This window comes from Serratia sp. Sp408, assembly GCF_057180665.1.
In genome coordinates this window covers 74,091-98,518 of record NZ_JBXUFT010000001.1, presented here as the reverse complement: position 1 = coordinate 98,518, position 24,428 = coordinate 74,091, and the positions used below count along the sequence as shown (strand labels likewise).

Below are 24,428 nucleotides of genomic sequence, written 5' to 3'. Positions count from 1 at the left end.
CATCCTTTTAAGGGAGCACTATGCGAGCTTACGTTACCGGTAATATTACCGTAGATGAAGCATGGTCCATTTCTGATATACCAAAGAAAGGATCATCGATACATGGAATTAAAACCTCTCAGGATATAGGCGGTAAAGGAGCGAACCAGGCAATTATCCTGTCCCGTTGCGGCATCGAAACGCGTTTAATTGCCGCAACAGGGAGTGACAGCAATGGCATCTGGATCCGTCAGAAGATTAAAAATGAACCCCTGACGCTGCTACCCGACTGCAATTTCAATCAACATAGCGACACCTCGATTATTTTAAATATCGCCGATGGTGACAATGCCATTATTACAACCACCGCCGCCGCCGATACATTTGGCCTGGATGATATTATTCCACACCTGGCTGACGCTGCCGTGGGCGATATTCTGTTACAACAGGGGAATTTCTCCCTGGACAAAACTCGCAGCCTGTTTCAGTTCGCCAAAGCGCAGGGTATGACCACGGTATTTAACCCTTCACCGGTTAATCCTGATTTTTGCCACCTGTGGCCACTTATCGACATCGCGGTGGTCAATGAATCCGAGGCAGAGCTACTACAACCTTACGGCGTGAAAACCTTGGTCATTACCCAAGGGGCTGCCGGAGCCTGGCTGATCCGTGATGGCCTGCGCCACTTCTGCCCTGCCACCTCTGTCGAAGCGCTTGATACCACCGGCGCAGGCGATACTTTCCTTGCCGTGATGCTGGCATCTGCGCTGCTGCGCGGGGTGGAGCCGGATGACCTGGCGCTGGCTCATGCCAGCCGCGCTGCCGCCATTACCGTTAGCCGCCGGGGTACGCTCAGCGCGTTTCCTGACGGCAACGAACTCGCCGCCCTGTTAGCCAAGGACGGCGCGCACTAACTTACTTGAACAGCGAACGGTAGCTATCAACGTTTGCTTTAGTCACCACCGTGGCCGGAACCAGAATGGTTTTCGGCACGGTTTTACCTGAAGTGATGCTGTTCAGCGCTTTCAGGGCCTCTGCCCCCATCTGTTCCGGATCCTGCTGCAGCACTGCGGTAACGTAGCCGCTGTCAATACCCGAAATCGCCTTCGCCGTCAGATCCCAGCCAAAAACTTTAATATCTTTTTGACGTCCCTGGTTTTCCACCGCGGCAATCGCCCCCAACAGCGCGGGTTCGCCGGTGGCATATATCGCCGTCAGATCAGGGTTGCCGGTAATCAGGTTTTCCGCTGCGGTCATCGCTTTATCCTGCACGTTTTGCCCATCGACGACGTTAGCGATGGTAATTTTCGGATTACTTTTCAGCGTCTCTTCGAATCCCTTCTGCCGTTGGTTCTGAATCGCCGAGTTCAAGGCACCGACGATACCCAACCGCGCCTGGCCACCCATCTCTTTCTGCACATAGTCAACGAAGTATTTACCAATAATTCTACCGCCTTCGATATTATCAACACCGACCTGCGCCGCCTGAGGTCCGGCCGGCAATACAGCATCAATAGCAATTACCGGAATGTTTGCCGCGGCGGCCTCTCTTACCGCCGGCATAATCCCGTTAACATCGATAGCAGCAACCAGAATGCCTTTAACGCCTTGCTGAATATAATTTTCAATCGCGTCATTTTGCGCAACCGGATTATCATTGGAGTTAAAAATAACTAAATCCTTGCCGCTGGACTTCGCTGCATCCTGCGCGCCTTTATTCATCAAATTAAAAAACAGAGCCTGCTGATTGATTTGTACCAAGGCATAAGTCGGACTCGCAGCACGGGCAGCAGAAATAAAAACAACTGATGCCAGCATCGCCGTTGCTATAGCAATAAAACGCAGTTTTCCGGTGTTAAATAACATCATCATTATCCTCGTCGGGAAGAGTGGATAGCCAGCAGAATTCCGCGCCGCATGCGAACGCAGAAGAGTTACTTTTTGGCGGGCAAATATCGTGTATATACCAGAACAATCAAGGACCGTTCGGCTAGCACCGGCCTAAATTCATTCCGGCAACCGGTCCGTTTCGGTGCGCTACTGGAATGGCTTAAGCGGGTTTGGGAATGACTTCCCGGATGATGCGGTAAACTGCCTATACAATTCTCCGCTGATTGAAATTTGTCAAGCAATTATTTCAAGTAATTGTTGCCAGAGAAATTGCTGTATCCACGGCGCTTAACTATGTTACAGATAGCCGATTCTGGCAGAGATGGCGCAGGAAATGAGTATAAAACGCGTATTGTTATCCGATGTGGCAAAGCTGGCGGGACTGTCGAAGGCCACCCTGTCGCGCTATATGAACAACAGTATTGTGCTGCCGCAGGAAACCATCAATCGCATCGAAACAGCTATCCACGAACTGGACTATCGTGGCAATAGCCTTGCACGCCGCCTCAGCAAGGGGGGTAGCGAAACTCTTGGCCTGGTGCTACCTGATATTACCAACCCTTTCTTTGCTGAACTGGCCGATGCCGCTGAAGAAGCCGCCTCTGCCAGCGGCTACAGCCTGGTGCTGTGCATCACCCGCAATAACCCGGAAAAAGAGTGTCAATTCATTCGCTGGCTGGATACCTGCCAGGTCGATGGCCTGTTGTTCACCACTAACCGCCCCGATAACGGCCTGCTGCGTAAAGAAATTCAACGTCACGAACGCATTGTGCTGCTGGATGAGGACATACCCGGTAGTAAGGTACCGAAAGTTTTTGCTGATAACGTGCAAGGCGGGCGGATTGCCACAGAAAAGCTGCTCGCCGCCGGGCATCGCCATATTGCCTTCGTCGGCGGGCCTGACAAGCTGATGAGCGTCCGCGAACGTTATCAGGGGTTCTGCACCGCTATGGAGCAGGCCGGTCTGAGCTGTCCACCTGAATGGGTCATGTACGGCGAATACCAGCGTGAGTTCGGCCAACAGGCGCTGGAATATCTGTTTAGCCAAGCGGTTCGCCCTACTGCCGTCTTTGCCGCCAGCGACTATCTGGTGCTGGGACTGCTCGACGGGCTGCGCGCCAACGGACTACAGGCACCAGCGGCATTGTCGCTAGTCGGCTTCGATGACGCCAACTATGCCGATTTTACCCAGCCGCGTATCTCAACCATCCGTCAGCCTGCACGTGAACTGGGCCGCACCGCAGTGAATATCATCCTGCGCCTGCTGAACAACGAGAAAGACATCCCCGCAGAAACCCGCCTGCCGGTCGAATGGATTAGCCGCGATTCAATCAAGATTTGTTAAGCATGTCCCAAAATGGCGCAAAAGCGCCCAATTTTGGCGCAAAAAACGATCAACTCAAAATCCATTCACTATAATCAGTAAACCGGTTTACCGGGGTGTGTTTAAAAAAAACCGATTTATTACATGGCGTTAAATGATAGGGCTGCTGTGTTGTTACTGCCCTGGCACGGATGCTGCAATGTTCTTACTGGCGAACAAATATCTCAAATAGCGTTGGCCTGACTGTGTTTGCGAGTACTTCACCCACCAGGTAAACCGGTTTACTAGATTGTAAACCGTGTTGGATGGAGTCTTTCGCACAGGACGGCGAACATTTTCCCTGCAATAGCGATGGGAGTTAACAGATGCAGCAGCCACAAACTATCCCGCCAAGGGTAGAGATGATCAATATCACCAAGACCTATGGGTCGATACGTTCACTGCGCGGTGTCAACCTGGAGCTGGCTCCGGGCGAAGTACTGGGCTTAGTGGGCGATAACGGCGCGGGGAAATCAACCCTGACCAAGGTGCTGTCTGGTGCGGTGATCCCCACCAGCGGCACGATCCGTATCGACGGCGAACAGCACCAGTTTACCAATCCTGCGGATTCTCGGCGCTGCCATATCGAGATGGTGTATCAGGATCTGTCGCTATGTGACACGGTCGATGTCGCGGGCAATCTGTTTATGGGCCGCGAACCGATGAAATCGGTGCTCGGCATCCCCTTTCTCGACGAAGCCAAAATGCACGCCGATGCCCGTGAGATGTTAAAAGGGCTGGGAATTTCCATTCCCGATACCCGCCTACTGGTCCGTAATCTCTCCGGCGGCCAGCGCCAGGCTATAGCCATCGCCCGCGCGGCGGCTTTTGCCCCTAAGGTGCTGATTATGGATGAACCAACCGCCGCGCTCGCCGTCGCGGAAGTAGAAGCGGTTCTGGAGCTCATCCGTCGCGTTTCTGCTCGCGGTGTGAGCGTGATTCTGATTACCCACCGCCTGCAGGACCTGTTCCTGGTCTGTGACCGGATCATGGTGATGTATGAAGGTACCAACGTCGCCGATCGGCGGGTGGCCGACACCAGCCTGAGCGATATCGTCAACCTGATAGTGGGCGAAAAATTCACCGCTCACTCTGCGGCTGCACACTGAGGTAACAGGATGAGTATCATGAACTTAAGCAGCTCCCGCATGATCCAGCATTCGCTGCCGCGACGCCTGCTGCATAACCACTCGGGCGTAGTCAGCATCGCTCTGTTTTTCGTCTTCTGTTGCGTGGTGTTTTCACTGATCACCAGTAACTTCCTCACCGGCACCAACTGGCTGAATATCATCCGTCAGAGTGCCCCACTGCTGATCGTCGCGACCGCAATGACCCTGGTGATTACGACAGGTGGTATAGACCTGTCGGTTGGCTCCACCCTTGCGCTGGTCGGCGCGCTCTCCGCTATCGCCCTGAACAACTGGGGACTGCCTTGGCCGGTGGTTCTGCTCGGTGGTCTGTTGCTCGGCGGGCTGGTTGGCGCAATCAACGGTTTCTTCATTGCTTATGAAGGGATACCGGCGTTTATCGTCACCCTCGCCACCCTGGCTGTAGTACGGGGTATCGCGCTGCTGGTGACTCAGGGCTACTCGATTCCTGTTCCCGCTGACAGCCTGTTTACCTTTATCGGCCGCGCCTGGGTGATGAGTATCCCGATGCCGGCGCTGATTGGCATTATGATTCTGGTTATCGGGCATATCGTACTGAACCATATGCGCTTTGGCCGCTACGTTACGGCTATCGGCGCCAACGCCGAAGGCGCACGCCGCAGCGGGATTAACACCAAGGCAGTGACGATGAAGGTATACATCATCAGCGGAATGGCCGCTGCACTGGCAGGAATGATTATTACCGCCCGTCTCGGCAGCGGCTCCTCCAACCAAGGCGAAGGCTTCGAACTGCAGGTGATCGCCGCCGTTGTTCTTGGCAGCACCAGTCTGTTTGGCGGCTTCGGCACCATTATCGGCACACTGTTGGGCGCGCTGTCGATTGCGGTGATTCAGAACGGGCTGATCCTGTCGCATATCTCGCCGTTCTACACTCAGATAGCCACCGGCACCATTATCCTGCTGGCTATCTGGCTGAACACCCGCATTCTCAACCCCACGCGCTCTGCGGCAAAAGGATAGCTGATGAAAGGATCAATTTTTCGCCACCCTATTCCGTTGCCGGTAGGCGTCAGCAGCGGTTACGTAATGACGGTGCTGGGCCCGCTGCCTATTAACGAGATGGGCGTCACGCTGATGCATGAGCATATCCTGCTGGATGCCTCCGGCAAATGGGTGCCACCTTGCTGCTGTAGCGATCGCCATCTTGCCGAAATGCCCGTGAAAATAGAGAACCTCGGCGAACTGTCGCTCAATCCACTGATGAGCCGTGATAACTGTCAGCTGTTTGATGTCGACGTGGCAATTGAAGAACTGACCAAATATCGCGCCCTTGGCGGGGAAACGGTGGTCGATCCGACCAATATCGGTATTGGCCGCGATCCGCAAGCGCTGGCGCGCATCGCTCGCCTGACCGGACTGAACATTATTATGGGTACCGGACTCTATCTGGAACCGTCGCATCCCGAGTGGGTAAAAAACAGCAGCATCGAGCAGTTGACCGAACGGCTGATCTACGACCTCGGCGGTGCGGAGGAGAAGCCGGCAGTGCTCGCCGGGCTGATCGGTGAAATCGGTATCTCCAGCCGCTTTACGTCAAATGAAGAGAAGTCGCTGCGCGCCGCAGGCCGGGCAAGTGCCGCGACCGGTGTGCCGATCGAAGTTCATCTGCCAGGCTGGGAACGGCTCGGCCATCGAGTGCTGGATATTCTCGAACAGGAAGGCGCCGATCTACGCCATACGGTGCTGTGCCATATGAATCCCAGCTTTGCCGATAAGCGCTACCAGCGCGAACTGGCGCAACGCGGAGCGTTTCTCGAATACGACATGATCGGCATGAGCTACTACTACGCCGACGAGTCGGCGCAATCCCCCTCTGACGAGGAGAACGCTCGTGCCATTCGCGAGCTGATTGACGACGGCTATATCCAGCAGATTTTGCTATCGCAGGATGTGTTCCTGAAAACCATGCTCACCCGCTATGGCGGTCACGGCTACGGCTACATACTCAAGCATTTTGTTCCTCGCTTGCGGCGCCATGGCGTCAGCGGCGAACAACTCGAAACCTTGATGATTGGAAATCCCCAACGGGTCTTTGGCGGATAAAAGGAAAAAGTAATGCAGAAGAAAATCTTACTGGTGGGTGAATCCTGGACCAGCACTTCAACACACGTTAAAGGCTTCGATCAGTTTGCTACCGCCACCTGGCATACCGGCGCAACGGATTTCCTGGCCGCGCTGGCAGATAGCGACTATGCCATTACCTATATGCCTGCCCACGCGGCAGCGACCGAGTTTCCGCTAACGCAGGAAGCATTACGGCAATGGGATGCCATTATCCTGTCGGATATCGGTGCCAATACGTTGCTGCTGCATCCGGATACCTGGCTGAAAAGCTGCCGTACCGCCAATCGTCTGACGCTACTGCATGATTATGTTGCGGCTGGTGGTGCGCTGATGATGATTGGCGGCTATTACAGCTTCCAGGGAATTAACGGCGGCGCGCGCTATCGCAATACCGCAGTGGAGAAGGTGCTGCCAGTACGCTGCCTGGCATGGGATGATCGTGTTGAAACTCCGGAAGGTTGCTATGCCGAAGTGACGGGATCTCACGCGCTGTTTAACGATATGCCGGGCGAATGGCCGTGGCTGCTGGGTTATAACGAAGTGGAAATGCATCCGCAGGGCAAACTGTTGGCTACGATCGCCGGTACCGATCATCCGCTGCTGGCCGTTCGCGAATATCAACAGGGGCGCTCGCTGGTATGGACTAGCGATATGTCCGCACATTGGCTGCCAGCAGAGTTTGCCAAATGGCCCGGCTACCGCCAACTGTGGATTAACTGCCTCGACTGGCTGACGGAACGCGACTGATGACCACCACCCTAGAACTGGCCCGGCAACTGCTGGGCTTTAACACCATTAACCCGCCAGGCAACGAAGTCGATTGCATGCAGTTCTTTGCCGATTGGCTTCGCGAGAGCGGCTTTGAGGTTTCTCTGTCGTCGTTCGGTGAGGGACGCTGCAATCTGATCGCCAGGTTGCCAGGGGCGACGACAGGTAAACCGCTGGCTTTTACCGGCCATCTGGATACCGTTCCGCTCGGCAATGCGCAGTGGCAGTACGATCCTTTCGGTTCACAGATGGATGATGGGCGCCTTTACGGACGCGGAGCCAGCGATATGAAAGCGGCGATAGCGGCGTTTGCCATCGCCTGCCTTCGGCAGCGAAAAGACATTATCGCCGGGCATGGTGTGGTATTGCTGATCACCGGCGGGGAGGAAACCGGCTGTGACGGCGCACGGGCGTTGATCGAGTCAGAGACGATGCCGGCGATTGGCGCGCTGATCGTTGGTGAACCCACCGCCAATTATCCGGTTATCGGACATAAAGGCGCGCTCTGGCTACGCTGCGAAACGCGGGGGAAAACGGCGCACGGCGCGATGCCCGAACTGGGGATTAATGCTATCTATCTGGCGGCGGATGCCTTGGGTAAGATACAACACTTTTCACCAGGTGCACCGCATCCACTGATGAAGCAGCCCACGCTTAACGTCGGACGCATCGAAGGTGGGCTAAATATCAACTCCGTTCCGGATCACACGCGTTTTGATGTGGACATTCGCAGCACACCCAATTTACAGCACGCCACCATTCGACAGCAGTTGACCACGCTGCTTGGCAAGAGCGTCACGGTTTCCACGCTGATCGATCTGCCGGCGGTACTGAGCGAAGAAGATAGCGTATGGATAAAGCAGGTTTATCAGCGCTGTCAGCCACTGCACGAAAAGCCGCTGCAACCTCGCGTGGTCCCCTACTTTACCGACGCATCCCTGCTGCTGCCGGCGTTGGGAAATCCACCCTGTATTATTCTCGGTCCCGGGGAGCCGTCAATGGCCCACCAAACCGACGAATACTGCCTGCTCAGCCGAATAGACGAGGCTGAGCAGCTATACGGAGAGATTATTCGCGACTGGATGTGTAGCACCTGAGCTTCTTAGACAGTAGGCGGCGCAGTGGCTTGCGCGGTACGGGGGCTGGCCGTCATGTCCGCGCCTTCGTGCGGGAGGCGCATAGCCACATGGCAAGAGCGCTGGCTGCTTCTTTTGTGCTTCTACGGCCCCCAATTGCCCACCGAAATACCATCGGTCGGCGCGCAGATGTCATCTTGATGATTTATAAATTGCTGCAGAACCGGTAGCGGTTCCTATAATGATTTAGCCAATATGAAAATCTGATTAAGGACTTGTTATGCCGGGTATAACCCTGACGCTGTCTGGCTTAAAGAATCAAAAACTCACCAAACAGTGTGTACTGCTAGCCACTCAAATCACCTGTGATGTTTTAAACAAAAATAGCTTCGAAACAATGGTCATAGTGAGACATGTCGATGACGATGACTGGTTTATTGATGGCAAAAGTCTGGCTGAGTGGGGGAAAAACTCGTTCAGGCTGGAGGTAACCGTCGTGGATGAAACCTGTAGCAAAGACCAGAAAGCGGCATACCAAAAAGCGATTTATCAGGCGATGGAACAAGCAATTGGTAACTTACATCCTCAGTCGAACGTTCATATCATCGACTGTAAAGCGGCCTCATACGGTTACACGGGGATCACTCAAGAATATCGCTACCAGCATAAAGAGCAGTTTTACACCCCATAACGCTATTTATCATCACATCTCCTGCCGCGCATCGCTCCAACATGCGCGGCGCATGTTAATTCTGATACCCCCCCACTTTGTGCCAGCATCAGGCTAATGGAGCCAGTATAAAAGCCTCGCTACGCCCTCAAGAGTTGATGAGACAACAAGAGATGAACCGGTAACCGAGCGTGATTTTACCGGCCACTCATGTGCCCGCTGGTGGCACAGAATCGGCCATAGCGCCCCTGGCGGCGATGGGCGCAAAGCAGGCCTTTCCGCTCTCCACAGGTAGCACAAATTTAGCCGCCTCGGTGATATTCATCCATCCGACCAGTCACGGGGTGAATGGTATGCAATACTCCCGTCCCCCCTCAGAACACCGGAACACCCAACCCGCGTTTCACTTCCTGCAAAGTGCTCTGCGTGACTTCATGTGCCCGTTCGCTGCCTTTCTTTAACAGTGCCATCAGCATGCCTTTGTCCTGAATATAAGTTGCACGAAGCTCGCGCATAGGCGCAATCAGCTCTTGTAAACACATTTCAAGCTCATTTTTGCATGTCCGGTCACCCAGACCACCCCGTTGATAATGTGCCTTCATCTCCGCGACCTTGGCTTTATCGCTATGAAACGCATCCAGATAGGTGAAGACCATATTGCCGGTTACCTGCCCCGGGTCGGTCACTTTCAGATGATTGGCGTCGGTGTACATTGCGCCAACCGCGCGGTGGATGGTCTCCTCGCTGGCGGAAAGGAGCAGAGTATTGCCCAATGATTTAGACATTTTGGCGTTACCGTCGATACCCGGAAGGCGGCTGGTTTCGCTCAACATCGCCTTGCAATGGCGCAAAACAGGTTCGGGGAACAGGCTATTCATCTTATGGACGATTTCGTTAGTCTGTTCGATCATCGGTAATTGATCGTCGCCGACCGGGACTCTATCAGCTTTGAAGGCGGTAATGTCTGCCGCCTGGCTGATGGGATAGACAAGAAAACCGACCGGTAATGACCGTGCAAACCCTTTTTGTATTATTTCATTTTTTACCGTTGGATTACGCTCCACCCGCGCCACGGTAACGATGTTCATATACAGCGCGGTCAGTTCGGCAAGGGCCGGGAGTGCGGATTGCAGACAGAGGGTGGTGAGCGAGGGATCGATACCCGCGGCGAGATAATCGGCCAGAACTTCGGGAATATTGTCCCGAATTTTTTGCGGATTGCTGCCGTTATCCGTCAGCCCCTGCAGGTCTGCGATCAACACAAACTGTTGATAATCTCGTTGCAGGGCGACGCGCTGGCGCAGTGAGCCAACAAAGTGACCCAGATGCAGCGGACCAGTAGGGCGATCGCCGGTAAGAATAATGGATTTGCTGTTCATATAAGACTCCTTAGGCATCCGGCCGAAAGGGGGTCTTATCAATGAAATTAACCGCCTTTCGGCGGTTAATTGAAAATGGGAAATACAGATTCAGACCGCCTTTAAGAAGGCAGCCACCACAGGTTATGATTGAAAACGCTGATTTTGTATTCTGTATTCATCACTTGAACTTATCATAGCGAGGTATAGGCGTAAAGTAGCCGGGGCTTATCCCGTTTTTATAGCGGTTGTCGGTTGCGCCAGGACACATGGCCGGTGATGCCTACGCCGGCGCAAGGCATAGCGATGGGTTGCCAGCAAACGAATCGGAAGATCGATACTGGAAAACTCTAAAGCCGTGGCCAGTTTTTGTTGACCACTACAAAGTCGACACGAACGATTCTAGATGATAAATAAAAGGAAAAGTAGTAATCCTCAACGACTGTCGATTAGAAAGAGGTTCATATGGACGTAATTTATGTAGGGAAGGATAGCGTAAAACGGGAGGCTATCCTTAAATCGCATCATACTGTCATCCTATTACTATACGACCGATGGGATGACTTCGATTACAAAACATCATTCCCAATATACTGTCAGATTGGTGGCAAAGAGATTGAACTTCCAACTCTTAAGATTTTGATCAAAGATCAAATGATATCTTTCAGTTTTCTTGATGAACTTGTCTCAAAAGGATGGGATGGTGTATTCCCTATTAAAGATTTATCCTATGTTTCAAATCCGGAAGATATTACTTTTTATGAACTAATAGATGGGCACCTTGGTTTGGACGCTGCCACTAAGGTTGCAGAAATTCTCTGTGATGCGAGTTATATGGTTCATATTCTTGAAGATACCAATAGCTTAGAATTAGTTAACTCAGACGGGTTTAAGAAGTCGCTCCAACGTGAGCGTGGGTCTATTAAAGCATTTCTAGATGGATGGCGCTTTCTAAACAGGCAAGGGATTAGTATAGGCAACATGATCTTTCGCCTTCTAACATCTGCGGGAGATATCCAACCCTTGAATATGAATTTTGCTACCGTTACGCCACTACCACATGATATTAATGTCCTGATTGGTCCCAATGGTATTGGAAAATCACAAGCTTTAATTCAGATTGTCGATGACTGGCTTAGACAAGTCCCGGGTGAAAAAAACAAAACAGGTTTCGAAGAAGAACCTAACATTAATCAGGTTGTTGTAGTTTCTTACAGTCCATTTGAATTGTTCCCACTTGATAGTGAAGCAGTTGATAGAAAGAATGGTATTGAGCGAAAAGATCATGGCATTTATCGATACTTTGGCTTACGAACTTATGAAACAGGAAAGGATTCTAACGGAAAAGAATATAAAAAAATCCGTTTATCTCGACAATGGCCTCATCTTAATGCTGCTTATTCCTTGATATCATGTCTTGAAGATGATCGTAAATACGGTGCAATTAACACTTGGTCCAATAAGATTACGACCCTTTATTCTGTACTCAAAATCGCAATTGATTTTGATGATATCGCCATTGGTGTTGTTGGTTTCAAAGATGAAGCTCAACTATTTGAAGATGGTTCATGGCTACTGGAGGATTCATACATCAAAGTCGATGAGATAATTGATGGCAATGAGCAACCAGATGCATATATTCCTATTCGTCCATCCCGTATGGATGAACCTGATACAAAAAAATTACGTGAGTATCTCCACGCCCGTACCGGAATTGTTTTCCTTAAGGGTGATTCACCTATTGAATTGAGTTCAGGTCAGCGACTGTTTTCCTACATGGTTACGAATATCTTAGGAGCAATGCGCCGAAACAGTCTCATATTAATTGATGAACCTGAACTATTCCTACACCCGACGCTTGAAATTGCATTCATCCAAATGTTGAAGAAAATCCTTAGTAACTATAGTTCCAAGGCCTTGCTGGCCACACATTCATTAGTAACTGTGCGTGAACTGCCCCGACACTGTGTACATGTTTTTGAACGCACTAATGATGGTCTATTTATCAACCATCCCCCTTTTGAAACTTTTGGTGGAGATATACAACGGATTTCGTCTTATGTATTCGGCGATAAATCTGTTTCTAAACCATTCGAGGCGTGGCTAGTAGAAAAGTTGGAAGAGTACGGGTCTGCAAAAAAACTTATTGAAGCCTTAGGTAACAACATCAACGAAGAGATGTTGATTCAGATCCATGCAATGGCGGAGGATAAGTGGTGATACACCTTAACTACCCTCGTTTAGAGCTGAATGATCTTGAGTTACTTGAGCGCATTGTTGAAGAGCGCCAGAGGGGAAAACATCGAGCTTATTTTAACCGGATCAAAGAAGCATGGAGAATGCGGGTCCTTAAATATATTGAAATTGGTGGCAATTCAGAGTTTATTGAAGTTTGGGAAGAGATGAGTGATCCATCAGTTCATGGGCGATTCAAAAACCTATATCTATCCCCAGGGGAGCAATCAGTTCAGAAACCCCTTCTGGAAAATTTGCGAAATCGAGAGTTAGATTATTGCCCGGCATGCGGCGAAGATGGAACTCCTAATACTCTTGATCATTATTTGCCAAAAGATATTTTCCCTGAATTTTCAGTCACATTAGTAAATCTTTTTCCAATGTGTGATATTTGCCAAGGTGCTAAGGGCGTTAAGATAAATGATGATGAAGGTAACCGATTTTTTATTCACCCTTACTTTGATTATTTTATAGAACAACAAGTGCTAGTTTTGGATATTCATGAACCATTTAATGCACCTACTTCAATTGAACTTTATCCACATCCTGATATTGACAGAGAGTTGCAAAAATTAATTTCGAGACATATAACGGAATTAGAAATACCTGCACGCTACAATCGTTATTTTAAAAGTAATTATTTACGATTACTGCGTCTCGTGGGGAAAATACGCCTTAAAGGTTTGAATGTAAGAGAGCAGTTGGAGAATTTTCGTGATATGGCTCTTGAAAAGTCAATTAACTCTTGGGGATATATTTTCTATGACGGCGTGCTACGTAATGAAAATCTAATGGAATATTTATCCAATGAGGTATTACCTATGGTGTGAATTGCATTATATTTTATAAAACAAAATTCAAGATATTCATCACGATTAAGTAGCTCGGTTGTTGGAACGTCTGCTTTAAGTACAGGGCGGACGTTCTGACTGTGCAGAACCTCCGTTGTGAGCGAAAATAGGACGTTGCGATAATATCTACCAAATGCGGAAAGAGCTGCTCATTAAAATGTATAGTATTTTTTACAAATTCAAATCTACATCTTCAGGATGCTTTATTGGATTTTTGTTTCTAATATCAATAATCACCTTGGCTAATTCATTATAGGTTTCAGGGATCTGAGATACTGAAAACACCATGTTTTCAGCTAATTTTATTTTATTGATAGAATTAGAAGGCCCACCATTGGAGGAAATGAATTGTGCTAATTGAGATAACCATGGCTCAGTTGGATTAAATTTTTTTTCAAAATCATTGCGTTTTGATAAAAAAGAACTAGCTATAACATTTTGCTGAAAGCAAGCATCTATAAAGCAATCTTTAGGAAAGCTTTCTTCAAATGTTCCGCCTAAAGAACCATCACTATAAGAAACTACAGGGGTAAATGGTATTTTAAAGTATGTTATCAATGGACTATTTATTTTCTTTATTTTTTTTCCTTCATGATCATCATCATACGTTACTATTATTGGTCGATCATGGCTCAATGTTTTATGTAGAAGTCTTATGGCGTGTTTTAAATTACCAATCCCATTGTAATTCGCAATTACAATACCAAACTTATCAAAATCTATACCACAGTTTTCAAGTAAGTGTTGAAAAGCAAGTTCTTCAGACTCACCTTCGACAAAAATGTAAATACATTGTTTTTTTGCTTCATTCTGCATGACTTTTTCGAAGACAAGTGCATTTAACATTTCTTCGTATTGGATGTCCTCGATTGTTGTTCCCACTAACTGCCCCCTCTGAGAGTTAACTCCACAAGCTATTGATAACCGAAAATACTGCGGGAAATTTATCCTACAGAGCCTAAACATTACCATGCCTTTAATCAATTAATATCTGAATTTATCAACAGACCAAAGCATTCGTAACGTCCGCTCCTGGCACAGAGCGGACAAACTCACTGGGCCAAAGGTCTGCTGTGAGCGAGGAGCGGAAGTTCGGAATGCATACTTACTTCGATGCGTGTTAAGCAATGGGAAACAGGTAAGCAATTTATTATGAAAGCGATAACACGAATAGCATTAGTGAAGAGGCTAAAGATTTGTCTAGAACCCGCCCCCTTAAGAGGCGGTATTCTTAGCAAACATTTTATTTACTGTTTATCAATTTCAATAATGGGATCTCAGCTACATCACTAGGAATATATGGGTCATCTTCTTTTAAATTAACCCCAATACAATCAACATCATTTAACCCAATTTCCCAAGCCCACCTAACATCTAACGTACTCATTTCTATCCCTAAACTATCTCTTTGTGGATGCTCAGGAACAATATTTTTCAACATCGCATCACATCCAAGATAGAATTTTCCACAGGCCTGATACGCAGCAAGAAATCTTTCTAAATTGACATTACTATCAGGAGTCATCGTATTAATTCTACTGATCATTGTCATTCTTTTAGTTAATGGCGTTGTCATCATATTTTCAGATATCAGTACTCTATAATGAGTTGGGTTTTTAACTGAAATACCCTTGACAATACAAACCCGTAATCTGGCTTTACTATCTACCAAGCCTACTGATGATATAAGATCTTTAAAAATATCCTCACCTATATCGGGGTGTTTAAATAATAGATATAACCCTGGATAACACGATTTTAATTGAGCGAAGCCTACTCCTTGCCAGCGTGTTCTATCCCATAGACGAGGTTTGATTAGGCTTTGTATTGAATAATCTTTATGCGTTATATTTTCGGAATTAAGTTCCTCTTCAGGCATTCTTCCTTTACCAGGTGTTGGAACATTTATATCCTCGATCTCCAACACTTTCGGAAATTCACTATCCCAGGATTTATCTCTTAAAAGAGGGTAAGTTTTCTTTTCAGCACTGGTGGAATAAATTTTCTTAATTTGTTGATCAATATCATTTCCAAGAACATTTTCAATAGCTTTGATACAGGCACCGAAACTAATTGCTCTGTCAAATGCAGCATCTTCGAATATCATTCTTTCAATGTATTCTGTATTTTTTATAAAAAATAACTCAGGGAGAAGATCAAATACTATTTTCTTGAATTCATTAGTGATTTTTTGTTGAGCATCGATTCTAAATGCACTTGTCTCAAAACCATTGCAATTTATAGTAAGGTTTAGTTTTCCATTATTGCTATTTATTTCATGTGATAAGGATAAGTCATCTTCATCATCTGCTATTACTTCAATAATTAAAAATGCTTCTTTCAGATGGATGTTATCAATCGTACAAGTTGCAAAAGCACTCTCTAAAAGTGCTAAGATACTAGTTGAAAACTCTATAAATGGTGATCGATTCGGAAAGTTAATTTCTATGGTGCATCCAAAAATAAAAGATGTATATACTCCTCGTTTATCATAGTTATCTTTTATGCCTTTACTATTGAATCCAGAATCAAAGTCACGTATTTTTTGCAAGAAATCATTATGATCTTTATCGGCAGTAACTTCGTACTCACGTTCAAAATCTTCAATATAACCTAAAGCATATTTAAGACATCCCGATGATACAAAAAGACCTAATCTATCGAGTTCATCGGGAATATTACTCTGTCGATTTATTCCATTTAGGTCAGTGTTCAAAATGAGTTGACTTATGTAAAAATCAACTTGCTGATTTTCTTTATCGCCGAACGAGCTATCACTGATATTTTGGTTAATTATTAAAAACAGTTCATACCATAAAAGAGCATGTGCTAATTTCCCTAGTTTTATTTCTGCTAGGCATAAACTATAATAAATCTCAGCCTGCTGTAATGATATCTCATCATACTTCCAGTAGTTATCTGTAATCAAAGAAGCGGATAGAAGCAAGCATGAACGTGAACTCCATAGCAACCCAATGGATTCGTAAGCATAAGCAATAGCTTTTAATGCTAATATAAATTTATCTCGTGATTCCTCTTTATAGAGTGGAATAAAAGATTTTCCTAAATACTTGATTGCCTGATAAGGGTGACCATTTTGAATCCTCTTTATACCTCTTCGTAGATTTAATAATGCCCCTTTAACTTCACCACCTCTAACAGCAGATTGCTCAGTCATATAGTCTAATAAATTTTCATATGCATCTACCTCGAAAAAAATGTCATCTAGTTCGTTCAAAAGTTGGAAGTTCTTCTCAAAGGGATAGCCTATTAAATTCCCACTATTTTTAAAAATTTCATGTAACTCTTCAAATACAACCGAAGCATCTTCTACATCTGAAAACGTTGTCAATTTATAAATAGCTTTGTGAGTTCTCGCTGTGAGTGCATTACTGGGACGTGATTCATCGTCAGCTATCTCATCTAGTTTAGCGAGCATGTTACGTTCAATATTCTCAATGTCGATTGTAGATGTTGCGTTGTTAAGTCTAATATAACTTTTATGAACGGTTACTAAATTTAAAACTTTCTCCCATTTTGAGGAATTAGTTGATGATGCAATACTTTCATATGCAAATTGAAGATTTTCTTCGAAGAGATTAAAATCTTCCATCCAAAAATGAGACTTCCAGGCATATTGATAATACGCATCTAGCAATTGTTGATTAGTCCCGAATTTCTTTGAGATTTTTATAGCCCTTTCAAATAGACCTTGTGTTTCAATTAGTGGTTTCTCAAGTTCAGCGCTTAACTCTGCAACTTCTAAAAACATATCCACCTGTTCATATGAAATTTCAGCAGGGTTTATTTTCTCTCTAATATACTCGGTTAATTCTTCATATTTTTTATGCTTTTTATAATCATTTTCTCCAAAAACAACTTCTCTTTTATATTGCGTTGGAACTGACAATGAATCAATGGCCAATTGCTCAAAATTATTTTTGTAAACTTGATCTAATAGCCAATTAATATCTAATATACGAACATCTATTCCAGTTTTTGTTTTTAGTGTATCCTCAACATCTGAACGAATATTGGACTTTGCAGATTGATTCGTTACGCAAAATACTTTAGTATACCCACGTTCTGTTTCTTTTATCTTAAGTACATCTTCATGGCATTTTTTCTTCCAGTCTTTACGTGTACTTACCGCAAAGGCCCAACGTTCTTTATTTGATGCTTCATTAACACCTTCGAACCAAAGAAGCTTATTCTGTTCCGAAACAGGGAATGTTTGTGTGTCAGTTTTACCATCCCCCCCTGCTACAGGACCAGTTTGTTCAAGGAGATTAGGGCAAATTATTTTTTCACATATTTTTTTTGCAAAATCTTCGAATTGTAGTTCTTGATTTCTTGTATTTAGCGTAGAGAGGAAGTGTTCCAGTACAACTCTATCTAAAGTACCAGTCTCTCTGATTGTTGAATCAGAAAATTTTTCAGGGCGACGGCGCCTTAGAAATTCTTTAGATGAAAATTTGGTTTCCTGTACATTCATGATTTTGACGCTCCTCTTGCTATCGACAATAAACCTTTGTATGCATCAACTAGATTTATTGTTCATACTGCCTTTTTTGAAGTAAAAATTGCGGACGTTTATTTCTAGACAAACTATCTATGTAATCACTATACCACTGCATCATCTGTTGTCTCCCTTCCAAATACTGTGCATGATTGTAAGCCCCGTGAATAGCGTTCTTATCCACATGTGCAAGCTGTGTTTCGATCCATGCAGAGTTGAATCCTTCTTCGTGCAGAATGGTAGTCATTATGTGACGAAAACCATGCCCCGTCAGCCTTCCTTTTTATCCTAATAGCTCAATTACCTGATTAATGCTTTCCTTTGAGATCGGCTTAGTACGATCATTACGTCCAATGAATACGATCGGATAGATGCACCTAATCTTATAACATCGTGTTTTCTATGTCCGTTCCTGGCACTAAGCAAACAGTCAGACGCAAATGTAAATCAGTACAAAAAATTACGGGGGTTGAACTCCTCCAAAACGGAGGAGCTAAGCTTTAGATTTCACGCTACCTACTAATAAAGGACCAATTTAAGGTTCGTATCATAAGGCCATGATTATTTTATATTTTCCAATATTATCAATATAATCCGCATACCACTGCATTATCTCCCTACGTCCTTCAAGATACAACGCATGGTTGTACGTCCCACGAATCGCATTCTTATCGACATGCGCAAGCTGGGTTTCAATCCATGCCGTATTGAACCCTTCCTCGTGCAAAATCGTACTCATCGTGTAACGGAAACCATGCCCCGTTACCTTCCCCATATACCCAATCCGTTTGAATACCTGATTAATACTCGCTTCACTCATCGTCTTGCGGGGATCATTTCGCCCTGGGAATACCAGTGGATATTGCCCAGATATCACCTTGAGTTGTTGTACGATTTCCAGCGCTTGGGTAGAGAGGGGCACAAGGTGAGGCCGTTTCATCTTCATTCGGTCGGCAGGAATTTCCCACACCGCTTTCTCAAGATCAAATTCACTCCAGAAAGCACCTCGGAGCTCGCCAGTACGAACTCCCGTAAGGATCAGCAAACGTGCGGCAAGAACAACCAGCGGGCTGCCTGTATAACCAGAGAGAGCTTTAAAGAAGTCTGGTAACTCCTCAACGGTAAGGAAGGGATAATGCTTCGATTCATGCCCTGACATCGCGCTGGTTAGATCCGCGGCAGGATTATATTCCGCGCGGCCGGTAACGATGGCATAACGAAAAACTTCGCTGCAGCGCTGGCGAACCTTCTTGGCCTTCTCTGTCGCGCCACGGCTTTCCATTCGACGTAGCACATTCAGCAGAACTAAAGGCTTGATGTCATTCACCGGCAGTTGGCCAATATAAAGGAAAATATCTTTATTGAAGGCTTCGATAATGTCGGAGGCATAACCTTCTGACCACCGGCTTACCTTTGTTCCGTGCCATTCAAGTGCCACAGCCTGAAACGTATTATTGAGCTGCACATCGCGAACCAGCTTTTCTTCTTTCTTGGCGAAAGACGGATCGATACCCTCGGCCAGCTTTTTCTTAGCTTCATCACGCAGTGCCCTCGCTTGTGCAAGGGACACTGCCGGATAGACACCAAAAGCCATACGTTTCTCTTTTCCATTGAAGCGATATTTCATCCGCCAGTATCGAGAACCAGAAGGAACAACTTCAAGATACAAGCCTGCACCATCTGCTAGCTTGTAGGCTTTCTCTCTGGGTTTAGCAACATCTACCTGTCGTGCATTAAGCTTCATTGGGGGCATCTCCCTGGACCGAACACAGAATGCCCCCACTTATGCCCCCAACTGCTACTTGATTTCGGTTGAGTACAGTTGATAACAGGAGATAAGATACGGGCCAGAAACCGCAGTATACGGGCTTTTAGTTGATTTCGGTAGACTTGGGAAGAGCTTGAAATGGTGCCGATAATAGGAGTCGAACCTACGACCTTCGCATTACGAATGCGCTGCTCTACCAACTGAGCTATATCGGCTTTGGGAGCCTGACCAGCGAGTGCCGGCCGGAGTGCGTCGAACAACTTATGCAAAAGCGCCCGGTGAGTCAATAGTCTGCTAACCGGACGTCGATTTTCTCATCAACCGTATACTTTGCAGGGTCACATATTGATGGCTCAAGGGCACAAAACTGCGCCCCTGAGGTGTGCCTTATGGTAACTGTCAGGCGTTAGCTACGCACCAGATCGTCGCCATAACCAATCCATTTATAGGTGGTCAGCGCATCCAGGCCCATCGGGCCGCGTGCGTGCAGTTTCTGCGTACTCACCGCCACTTCTGCGCCCAGGCCAAACTGGCCACCGTCGGTGAAGCGCGTGCTGGCGTTGACGTACACCGCCGAGGAATCCACCGCACGAACGAAGTACTCGGCGTTGCTCAATGAACGCGTCAGGATAGCGTCAGAGTGGCTGGTGCCGTGGGTACGAATATGATCGATGGCCTGATCGACATCGTCCACCAGCGTCACGTTCAGATCCAGCGACAGCCATTCATCGTCGTAATTCTCCGCCGCGACGGCCACCACCTTGGCTGGCCCGGCCTGCAACAACGGCATGGCGTTATCACTGGCATGCAGGGTCACGCCGCACTCGGCCATCCGCGCGCTCAGCGCCGGCAGGAAACTGTCGGCAATGGCGCGATTAACCAGCAACGTCTCCACCGAGTTACAGGCGCTCGGCCGCTGGATTTTGGCGTTTTCGATCACCGTCAACGCCTTGTCATAATCCACGTTGTCGTCAACATAGATATGGCATACACCGATACCACCGGTAATGACCGGGATGGTGGACTGTTCACGGCACAGTTTGTGCAGGCCGGCGCCGCCACGCGGGATCAGCATATCGACGTAGCGGTCAAGCCGCAGCAGTTCGTTCACCAGCGCCCGGTCAGGGCTATCAATCGCCTGTACCGCAGCTGCCGGCAGGCCGCACTGTTCCAACGCCTGCTGAATCACCTTCACCGTCGCCTGATTGGTGTGGTGCGTCTCTTTGCCGCCGCGCAGGATCGCTGCATTACCGGTTTTCAGGCACAGGCTGGCGACGTCGATGGTGACGTTCGGCCGCGCTTCATAAATCACGCCAATCACGCCCAACGGCACACGGCGGCGTTCCAGCTTCAGGCCACTGTCCAGCAGGCTACCGTCCAGCACGTGGCCGACCGGGTCACTCAGGCGACAGACCTGACGCACGTCGTTGGCAATCGCCGTCAGGCGCGCCGGGGTCAACAGCAGGCGGTCAAGCAGCGCTTCGCTCATGCCGCTGGCGCGTGCTTGCGCCATATCCTGTTGATTGGCCTTTAAAATCGCTTCGCCGTTGGCTTCCAGCATGTCGGCCATCACCGCCAACACCTGATTCTTTTTCGCCGTGCTCAACACCGCCAGCTGCCAGGAAGCCCGCTTGGCGGCCTTCCCCATCTGCTCTAGCATGCTCACTCCTTAACTTACGATCATGTCGTCGCGGTGTACGGCCACCGGGCCGTATTCGTAACCGAGAATCTGGCTGATTTCCTGCGAATGGTGGCCGGCAATCATGCGCATCGCATCGCTGTTATAACGGCTGACGCCGTGTGCCAGATCGCGCCCAGCCAGATTGCGGATGCGGATCACTTCGCCACGGGAGAAGTCGCCCTTCACGTCGCGAATGCCCTTGGGCAACAGCGAGCTGCCGCGGGCCATAATGGCGTCGACCGCGCCGTCGTCTACGGTGATTTCACCTGCTGGCGGCGCGCCGAAGATCCAGCGCTTGCGATTTTCCAGCGGCGTTTCCAACGCGTGGAAACGGGTGCCGACCGGTTTGCCGTCAATCACGTCGCTAACCACGCCGGGCTTGCTGCCGGCGGCGATGATCACGTCAATACCGGCACGGCACGCTACGTCGGCAGCCTGTAATTTGGTACCCATACCGCCGGTGCCAAGGCCGGAAACGCTGTCGCCGGCAATGGCGCGCAGCGCATCGTCAATGCCGTGTACTTCACGGATCAGCTCGGCCTGGGGGTTATTACGCGGGTCGGCGGTATACAGCCCTTGCTGGTCGGTCAGCAGCAGCAGTTTATCCGCGCCGGCCAGAATAGCCGCCAGCGCCGACAGGTTATCGTTGTCGCCAACCTTGATTTCAGCGGTGGCAACCGCGTCGTTTTCATTGATAATCGGCACGATGCGGTTATCCAGCAACGCCCCCATGGTGTCGCGCGCATTGAGAAAGCGCTCGCGATCTTCCAGATCGGCACGCGTCAGCAACATTTGCCCAACGTGAATGCCATAAATGGAAAACAGCTGTTCCCACAGTTGAATCAGGCGACTCTGCCCTACCGCCGCCAATAACTGCTTGGAGGCAATGGTGGCGGGCAGTTCGGGGTAACCGAGATGTTCACGGCCGGCGGCAATCGCGCCGGAGGTCACGATGACAATGCGGTGTCCCGCCGCATGTTGCTGTGCGCACTGGCGCACCAGCTCGACAATGTGGGCACGATTCAGACGCAGCGATCCGCCGGTCAACACGCTGGTGCCCAATTTCACAACCAATGTCTGGCTGCCGTTCATAATTATTCGCCGTTGAAAGAAGAAGAAATGCAAAGGACGTTGTAACAGGAGAGACGCGTTATGCCAACAGGCACAACGCGAATTCAACTCAAATGTCCGCAGAAATTGACTCAAGCAGAGAGTTTGATGGGGTGCTCTTTGAAATCATCCGCCGGTTCCAGCGTCAGATTCATGGTGGCCAACAGTTCGCCGAGACGCTGATGGAAATCACGCAGCGTGGTTTCCAGCTTGTCATTTACTTCAGCATCTTTAATCTTTTCGGCTTTCCATACGCCTTCTTTGTCGAACAGTCCGAACTGATAAGCGTAGGTAAAACGCGACGCTTCTGCCCGCAGCTCCATCCACCAGCCCCAGAACTCACGCTTCTCTGGCGCAGGCTTCACGTTGACGCAGACCGCAAGACAATCAAAGAAAAACCGGTCGTTCTCACATTGCCCTTCACGCAGGTACGGCCCTAAGCTGGCAAACTTTTTCATTAGTCGGCTTTTAGGGTGACCACTCGGTAATGTCATGCTTCAACCTCCTCAATGTAGACCACTCTTTTTAACAAACTGTTAAAATTTAGCAACTAATTAACGCATTTTATCGCTCAGCCACCCGCTAATCTGCAATAGCGCCTGGTGGAAACTCCGGTACACCGGGCTGCGCGGAATAGCCAAAAGTTTGCCATCCAGTGAGGAGGAGACGATCAGCTGCGACTCTTCCTTCGGACTGAGCGCATCCTGTTGCCAATATCCGGCCAGCATCGGCGTTGGGCAGCGGCGGCCAAGCAAGCCTTGCATTTTCAGCGAATAACGGTTCAGTTCCATTTTCAGCGCCTGATCGGAGGCCGCAGCCATCCCCATACGGCTGGCCAACACATCCATATACATATCCGGCACCCGCTGCTGGTTACGCGCTTCATACAAAATACTGTGCACCACCGGGCCGAGGCAGGCAACGCCGCGCAGCCGATGCGGCTCCAGATACGCCAACCGCACCGCGACATTGGCACCAAACCGGAAGCCAAAGGCGCTAACGCGTTGATGATCGATCCACGCCACCGAAGGCAGTTGCCTGAGCACCTGTTGATGCAAAAAACTGGAATCCTGCGTCAACTTCCACTTGGACGAGGCACCTATCGACGGCATATCAATCGTTAACATGGCAATGCCGCGCGGCGCCAGATAATCGCTGAACAGGCGGTGATAATCGGTTTGCAAGGTGTCGAGGCTGCCGCACATCAGTACCGTTGGGAACGGCGCCTTGCCGTTGTCCGGCATATGCAGAAAGCCGGTAATCGGGCTGCCACCTTCAATATTGAACGACAGCTCCTTCAGTTGATACGGCAGCAGCAGCGCGGCTTCTTCGTAGGCGCGATTGGACAGCACCTCCGCCTGCTCGGCCAGTTCATCTCCCTTCAGGTGCGGATAACCGGCGATGCTGTAAAAATTAGCGGCGTTCAGCCAATACTGGCCACCCAACAGCGGGTCCTGCTGTTCAACGGCCCGTTGCTGCCACTGCATCCCCTGGTGCACCCATTCATAAATCCAGTTGCCGTTACGGTAACCGACCACGGTATCCAGCAGCTGTGAGTCGCTATGCTCGGCGTCGGACGCCGCAATGCGCGACAGCACTTCAACGATCTCCAGCGCATCAACTCCGCGCCAGGTCCATAACAGTTGGTTGAGCATCCGATACCAGTTGTTGGCGGTGTCACCCTCCAGCGGGGTATGCAGGCTGGCCGCTTTGGCGTGATGCGCGCGCTGGATCAGCGTCGATGTCTCGCGGTGCTTGAATGAAGGTTTGAATAGAATTTCAGAAAGGTTGGCTTGTGCCATGGTAACAACAGCCTCCGTAAAGCTGGTCGTAGGCTGCAAAAAGCCTACTTAACGGAAGGTAGTGTACCTAACTCTGCGGCGAGAAACCAAAATATCCCGGACGATAGCGGGGAATTTACAGAAGA

At 48.7% G+C, this 24,428-nt stretch carries 19 protein-coding genes, 1 tRNA gene and 1 pseudogene; 10 read left to right on the top strand and 11 right to left on the bottom strand.

Features of this window, described 5'->3' with window-relative positions; genetic code table 11:
• The first annotated feature begins 20 nt into the window (after window positions 1-20).
• Window positions 21-893: a PfkB family carbohydrate kinase gene (locus AC2AXP_RS00490; protein WP_004954880.1), complete on the top strand. Its 873-nt coding sequence runs from the start codon at window positions 21-23 to the stop codon at window positions 891-893.
• Between the two features lies 1 nt (window position 894).
• Here AC2AXP_RS00490 and AC2AXP_RS00485 read toward each other — a convergent pair whose 3' ends face one another.
• Window positions 895-1,848 (bottom strand): ABC transporter substrate-binding protein, encoded by a 954-nt coding sequence (locus AC2AXP_RS00485; protein ID WP_039991078.1) that lies wholly within the window; start codon window positions 1,846-1,848, stop codon window positions 895-897.
• A 343-nt stretch (window positions 1,849-2,191) separates the two neighbouring features.
• On the opposite strand from AC2AXP_RS00485, the gene AC2AXP_RS00480 reads away from it, so the two are divergent.
• From AC2AXP_RS00480 to AC2AXP_RS00450, 7 genes are all read left to right on the top strand, one after another.
• Window positions 2,192-3,214 (top strand): LacI family DNA-binding transcriptional regulator, encoded by a 1,023-nt coding sequence (locus AC2AXP_RS00480; RefSeq protein WP_004954886.1) that lies wholly within the window; start codon window positions 2,192-2,194, stop codon window positions 3,212-3,214.
• A 380-nt stretch (window positions 3,215-3,594) separates the two neighbouring features.
• Window positions 3,595-4,341 carry an ATP-binding cassette domain-containing protein gene (locus AC2AXP_RS00475; RefSeq protein WP_164844329.1) on the top strand — a complete coding sequence of 249 codons (747 nt, stop codon included), beginning with the start codon at window positions 3,595-3,597 and terminating at the stop codon, window positions 4,339-4,341.
• Window positions 4,342-4,359: 18 nt separating this feature from the next.
• A complete protein-coding gene (locus AC2AXP_RS00470) occupies window positions 4,360-5,361 on the top strand; it encodes an ABC transporter permease (protein ID WP_164844279.1) in 1,002 nt (333 codons plus the stop codon).
• A gap of 3 nt (window positions 5,362-5,364) precedes the next feature.
• Complete coding sequence (locus tag AC2AXP_RS00465) at window positions 5,365-6,444, top strand: phosphotriesterase family protein (RefSeq protein WP_484381366.1); 1,080 nt, start codon at window positions 5,365-5,367, stop codon at window positions 6,442-6,444.
• 12 nt (window positions 6,445-6,456) lie between these two features.
• A complete protein-coding gene (locus AC2AXP_RS00460; protein WP_004954898.1) occupies window positions 6,457-7,212 on the top strand; it encodes a glutamine amidotransferase in 756 nt (251 codons plus the stop codon).
• Window positions 7,212-8,330: a M20 family metallopeptidase gene (locus AC2AXP_RS00455; protein ID WP_004954901.1), complete on the top strand. Its 1,119-nt coding sequence runs from the start codon at window positions 7,212-7,214 to the stop codon at window positions 8,328-8,330. Before AC2AXP_RS00460 ends, AC2AXP_RS00455 begins: the two co-directional genes overlap by 1 nt.
• 259 nt (window positions 8,331-8,589) lie before the next feature.
• A complete protein-coding gene (locus AC2AXP_RS00450; protein ID WP_004954904.1) occupies window positions 8,590-9,000 on the top strand; it encodes a tautomerase family protein in 411 nt (136 codons plus the stop codon).
• 353 nt (window positions 9,001-9,353) lie between these two features.
• Here the strand turns inward: AC2AXP_RS00450 and trpS are convergent, their stop codons facing one another.
• Window positions 9,354-10,358: a tryptophan--tRNA ligase gene (gene trpS, locus AC2AXP_RS00445; protein WP_039991083.1), complete on the bottom strand. Its 1,005-nt coding sequence runs from the start codon at window positions 10,356-10,358 to the stop codon at window positions 9,354-9,356.
• Between the two features lie 444 nt (window positions 10,359-10,802).
• Between trpS and AC2AXP_RS00440 the strand changes: the two genes are divergently transcribed.
• Entirely contained in the window at window positions 10,803-12,557 is a 1,755-nt protein-coding gene (locus AC2AXP_RS00440; protein ID WP_484381365.1) for an AAA family ATPase, read from the top strand.
• Window positions 12,554-13,402 (top strand): hypothetical protein, encoded by an 849-nt coding sequence (locus AC2AXP_RS00435; protein WP_484381364.1) that lies wholly within the window; start codon window positions 12,554-12,556, stop codon window positions 13,400-13,402. The genes AC2AXP_RS00440 and AC2AXP_RS00435 overlap by 4 nt, the downstream gene beginning before the upstream one ends.
• A gap of 192 nt (window positions 13,403-13,594) precedes the next feature.
• Here the strand turns inward: AC2AXP_RS00435 and AC2AXP_RS00430 are convergent, their stop codons facing one another.
• The 9 genes and pseudogenes from AC2AXP_RS00430 to frsA form a co-directional block, all read right to left on the bottom strand.
• The gene (locus AC2AXP_RS00430) at window positions 13,595-14,305 is read right to left on the bottom strand and encodes a TOPRIM nucleotidyl transferase/hydrolase domain-containing protein (RefSeq protein ID WP_484381363.1); all 711 of its coding nucleotides are present in this window, start codon (window positions 14,303-14,305) and stop codon (window positions 13,595-13,597) included.
• 361 nt (window positions 14,306-14,666) lie between these two features.
• The gene (locus AC2AXP_RS00425; protein ID WP_484381362.1) at window positions 14,667-17,918 is read right to left on the bottom strand and encodes a hypothetical protein; all 3,252 of its coding nucleotides are present in this window, start codon (window positions 17,916-17,918) and stop codon (window positions 14,667-14,669) included.
• Between the two features lie 55 nt (window positions 17,919-17,973).
• Window positions 17,974-18,312: pseudogene (locus AC2AXP_RS00420) on the bottom strand (tyrosine-type recombinase/integrase); the annotation flags it as partial.
• 177 nt (window positions 18,313-18,489) lie between these two features.
• Window positions 18,490-19,686, bottom strand: a complete 1,197-nt coding sequence (locus tag AC2AXP_RS00415) for a tyrosine-type recombinase/integrase (protein ID WP_484381361.1) — start codon at window positions 19,684-19,686, stop codon at window positions 18,490-18,492.
• A gap of 163 nt (window positions 19,687-19,849) precedes the next feature.
• Window positions 19,850-19,925 (bottom strand) — tRNA-Thr (locus AC2AXP_RS00410).
• A gap of 191 nt (window positions 19,926-20,116) precedes the next feature.
• The gene (gene proA / locus AC2AXP_RS00405; RefSeq protein ID WP_004954911.1) at window positions 20,117-21,370 is read right to left on the bottom strand and encodes a glutamate-5-semialdehyde dehydrogenase; all 1,254 of its coding nucleotides are present in this window, start codon (window positions 21,368-21,370) and stop codon (window positions 20,117-20,119) included.
• A 9-nt stretch (window positions 21,371-21,379) separates the two neighbouring features.
• The gene (proB, locus tag AC2AXP_RS00400; protein ID WP_198773402.1) at window positions 21,380-22,483 is read right to left on the bottom strand and encodes a glutamate 5-kinase; all 1,104 of its coding nucleotides are present in this window, start codon (window positions 22,481-22,483) and stop codon (window positions 21,380-21,382) included.
• A 110-nt stretch (window positions 22,484-22,593) separates the two neighbouring features.
• A complete protein-coding gene (gene crl / locus AC2AXP_RS00395; RefSeq protein WP_039991088.1) occupies window positions 22,594-22,995 on the bottom strand; it encodes a sigma factor-binding protein Crl in 402 nt (133 codons plus the stop codon).
• A 60-nt stretch (window positions 22,996-23,055) separates the two neighbouring features.
• The gene (gene frsA, locus AC2AXP_RS00390) at window positions 23,056-24,303 is read right to left on the bottom strand and encodes an esterase FrsA (RefSeq protein WP_004954919.1); all 1,248 of its coding nucleotides are present in this window, start codon (window positions 24,301-24,303) and stop codon (window positions 23,056-23,058) included.
• Window positions 24,304-24,428 lie beyond the last annotated feature (125 nt).

Coding starts and splice junctions, on each gene's coding strand:
- AC2AXP_RS00460 (WP_004954898.1), top strand. CDS start 6,457: ATGCAGAAGAAAATCTTACTGGTGGGTGAATCCTGGACCAGCACTTCA.
- AC2AXP_RS00440 (WP_484381365.1), top strand. CDS start 10,803: ATGGACGTAATTTATGTAGGGAAGGATAGCGTAAAACGGGAGGCTATC.
- proA (WP_004954911.1), bottom strand. CDS start 21,370: ATGCTAGAGCAGATGGGGAAGGCCGCCAAGCGGGCTTCCTGGCAGCTG.
- AC2AXP_RS00465 (WP_484381366.1), top strand. CDS start 5,365: ATGAAAGGATCAATTTTTCGCCACCCTATTCCGTTGCCGGTAGGCGTC.
- AC2AXP_RS00475 (WP_164844329.1), top strand. CDS start 3,595: ATGATCAATATCACCAAGACCTATGGGTCGATACGTTCACTGCGCGGT.
- trpS (WP_039991083.1), bottom strand. CDS start 10,358: ATGAACAGCAAATCCATTATTCTTACCGGCGATCGCCCTACTGGTCCG.
- AC2AXP_RS00425 (WP_484381362.1), bottom strand. CDS start 17,918: ATGAATGTACAGGAAACCAAATTTTCATCTAAAGAATTTCTAAGGCGC.
- AC2AXP_RS00415 (WP_484381361.1), bottom strand. CDS start 19,686: ATGAAGCTTAATGCACGACAGGTAGATGTTGCTAAACCCAGAGAGAAA.
- frsA (WP_004954919.1), bottom strand. CDS start 24,303: ATGGCACAAGCCAACCTTTCTGAAATTCTATTCAAACCTTCATTCAAG.
- AC2AXP_RS00455 (WP_004954901.1), top strand. CDS start 7,212: ATGACCACCACCCTAGAACTGGCCCGGCAACTGCTGGGCTTTAACACC.
- AC2AXP_RS00470 (WP_164844279.1), top strand. CDS start 4,360: ATGAACTTAAGCAGCTCCCGCATGATCCAGCATTCGCTGCCGCGACGC.
- AC2AXP_RS00450 (WP_004954904.1), top strand. CDS start 8,590: ATGCCGGGTATAACCCTGACGCTGTCTGGCTTAAAGAATCAAAAACTC.
- AC2AXP_RS00485 (WP_039991078.1), bottom strand. CDS start 1,848: ATGATGTTATTTAACACCGGAAAACTGCGTTTTATTGCTATAGCAACG.
- proB (WP_198773402.1), bottom strand. CDS start 22,483: ATGAACGGCAGCCAGACATTGGTTGTGAAATTGGGCACCAGCGTGTTG.
- AC2AXP_RS00480 (WP_004954886.1), top strand. CDS start 2,192: ATGGCGCAGGAAATGAGTATAAAACGCGTATTGTTATCCGATGTGGCA.
- AC2AXP_RS00490 (WP_004954880.1), top strand. CDS start 21: ATGCGAGCTTACGTTACCGGTAATATTACCGTAGATGAAGCATGGTCC.
- crl (WP_039991088.1), bottom strand. CDS start 22,995: ATGACATTACCGAGTGGTCACCCTAAAAGCCGACTAATGAAAAAGTTT.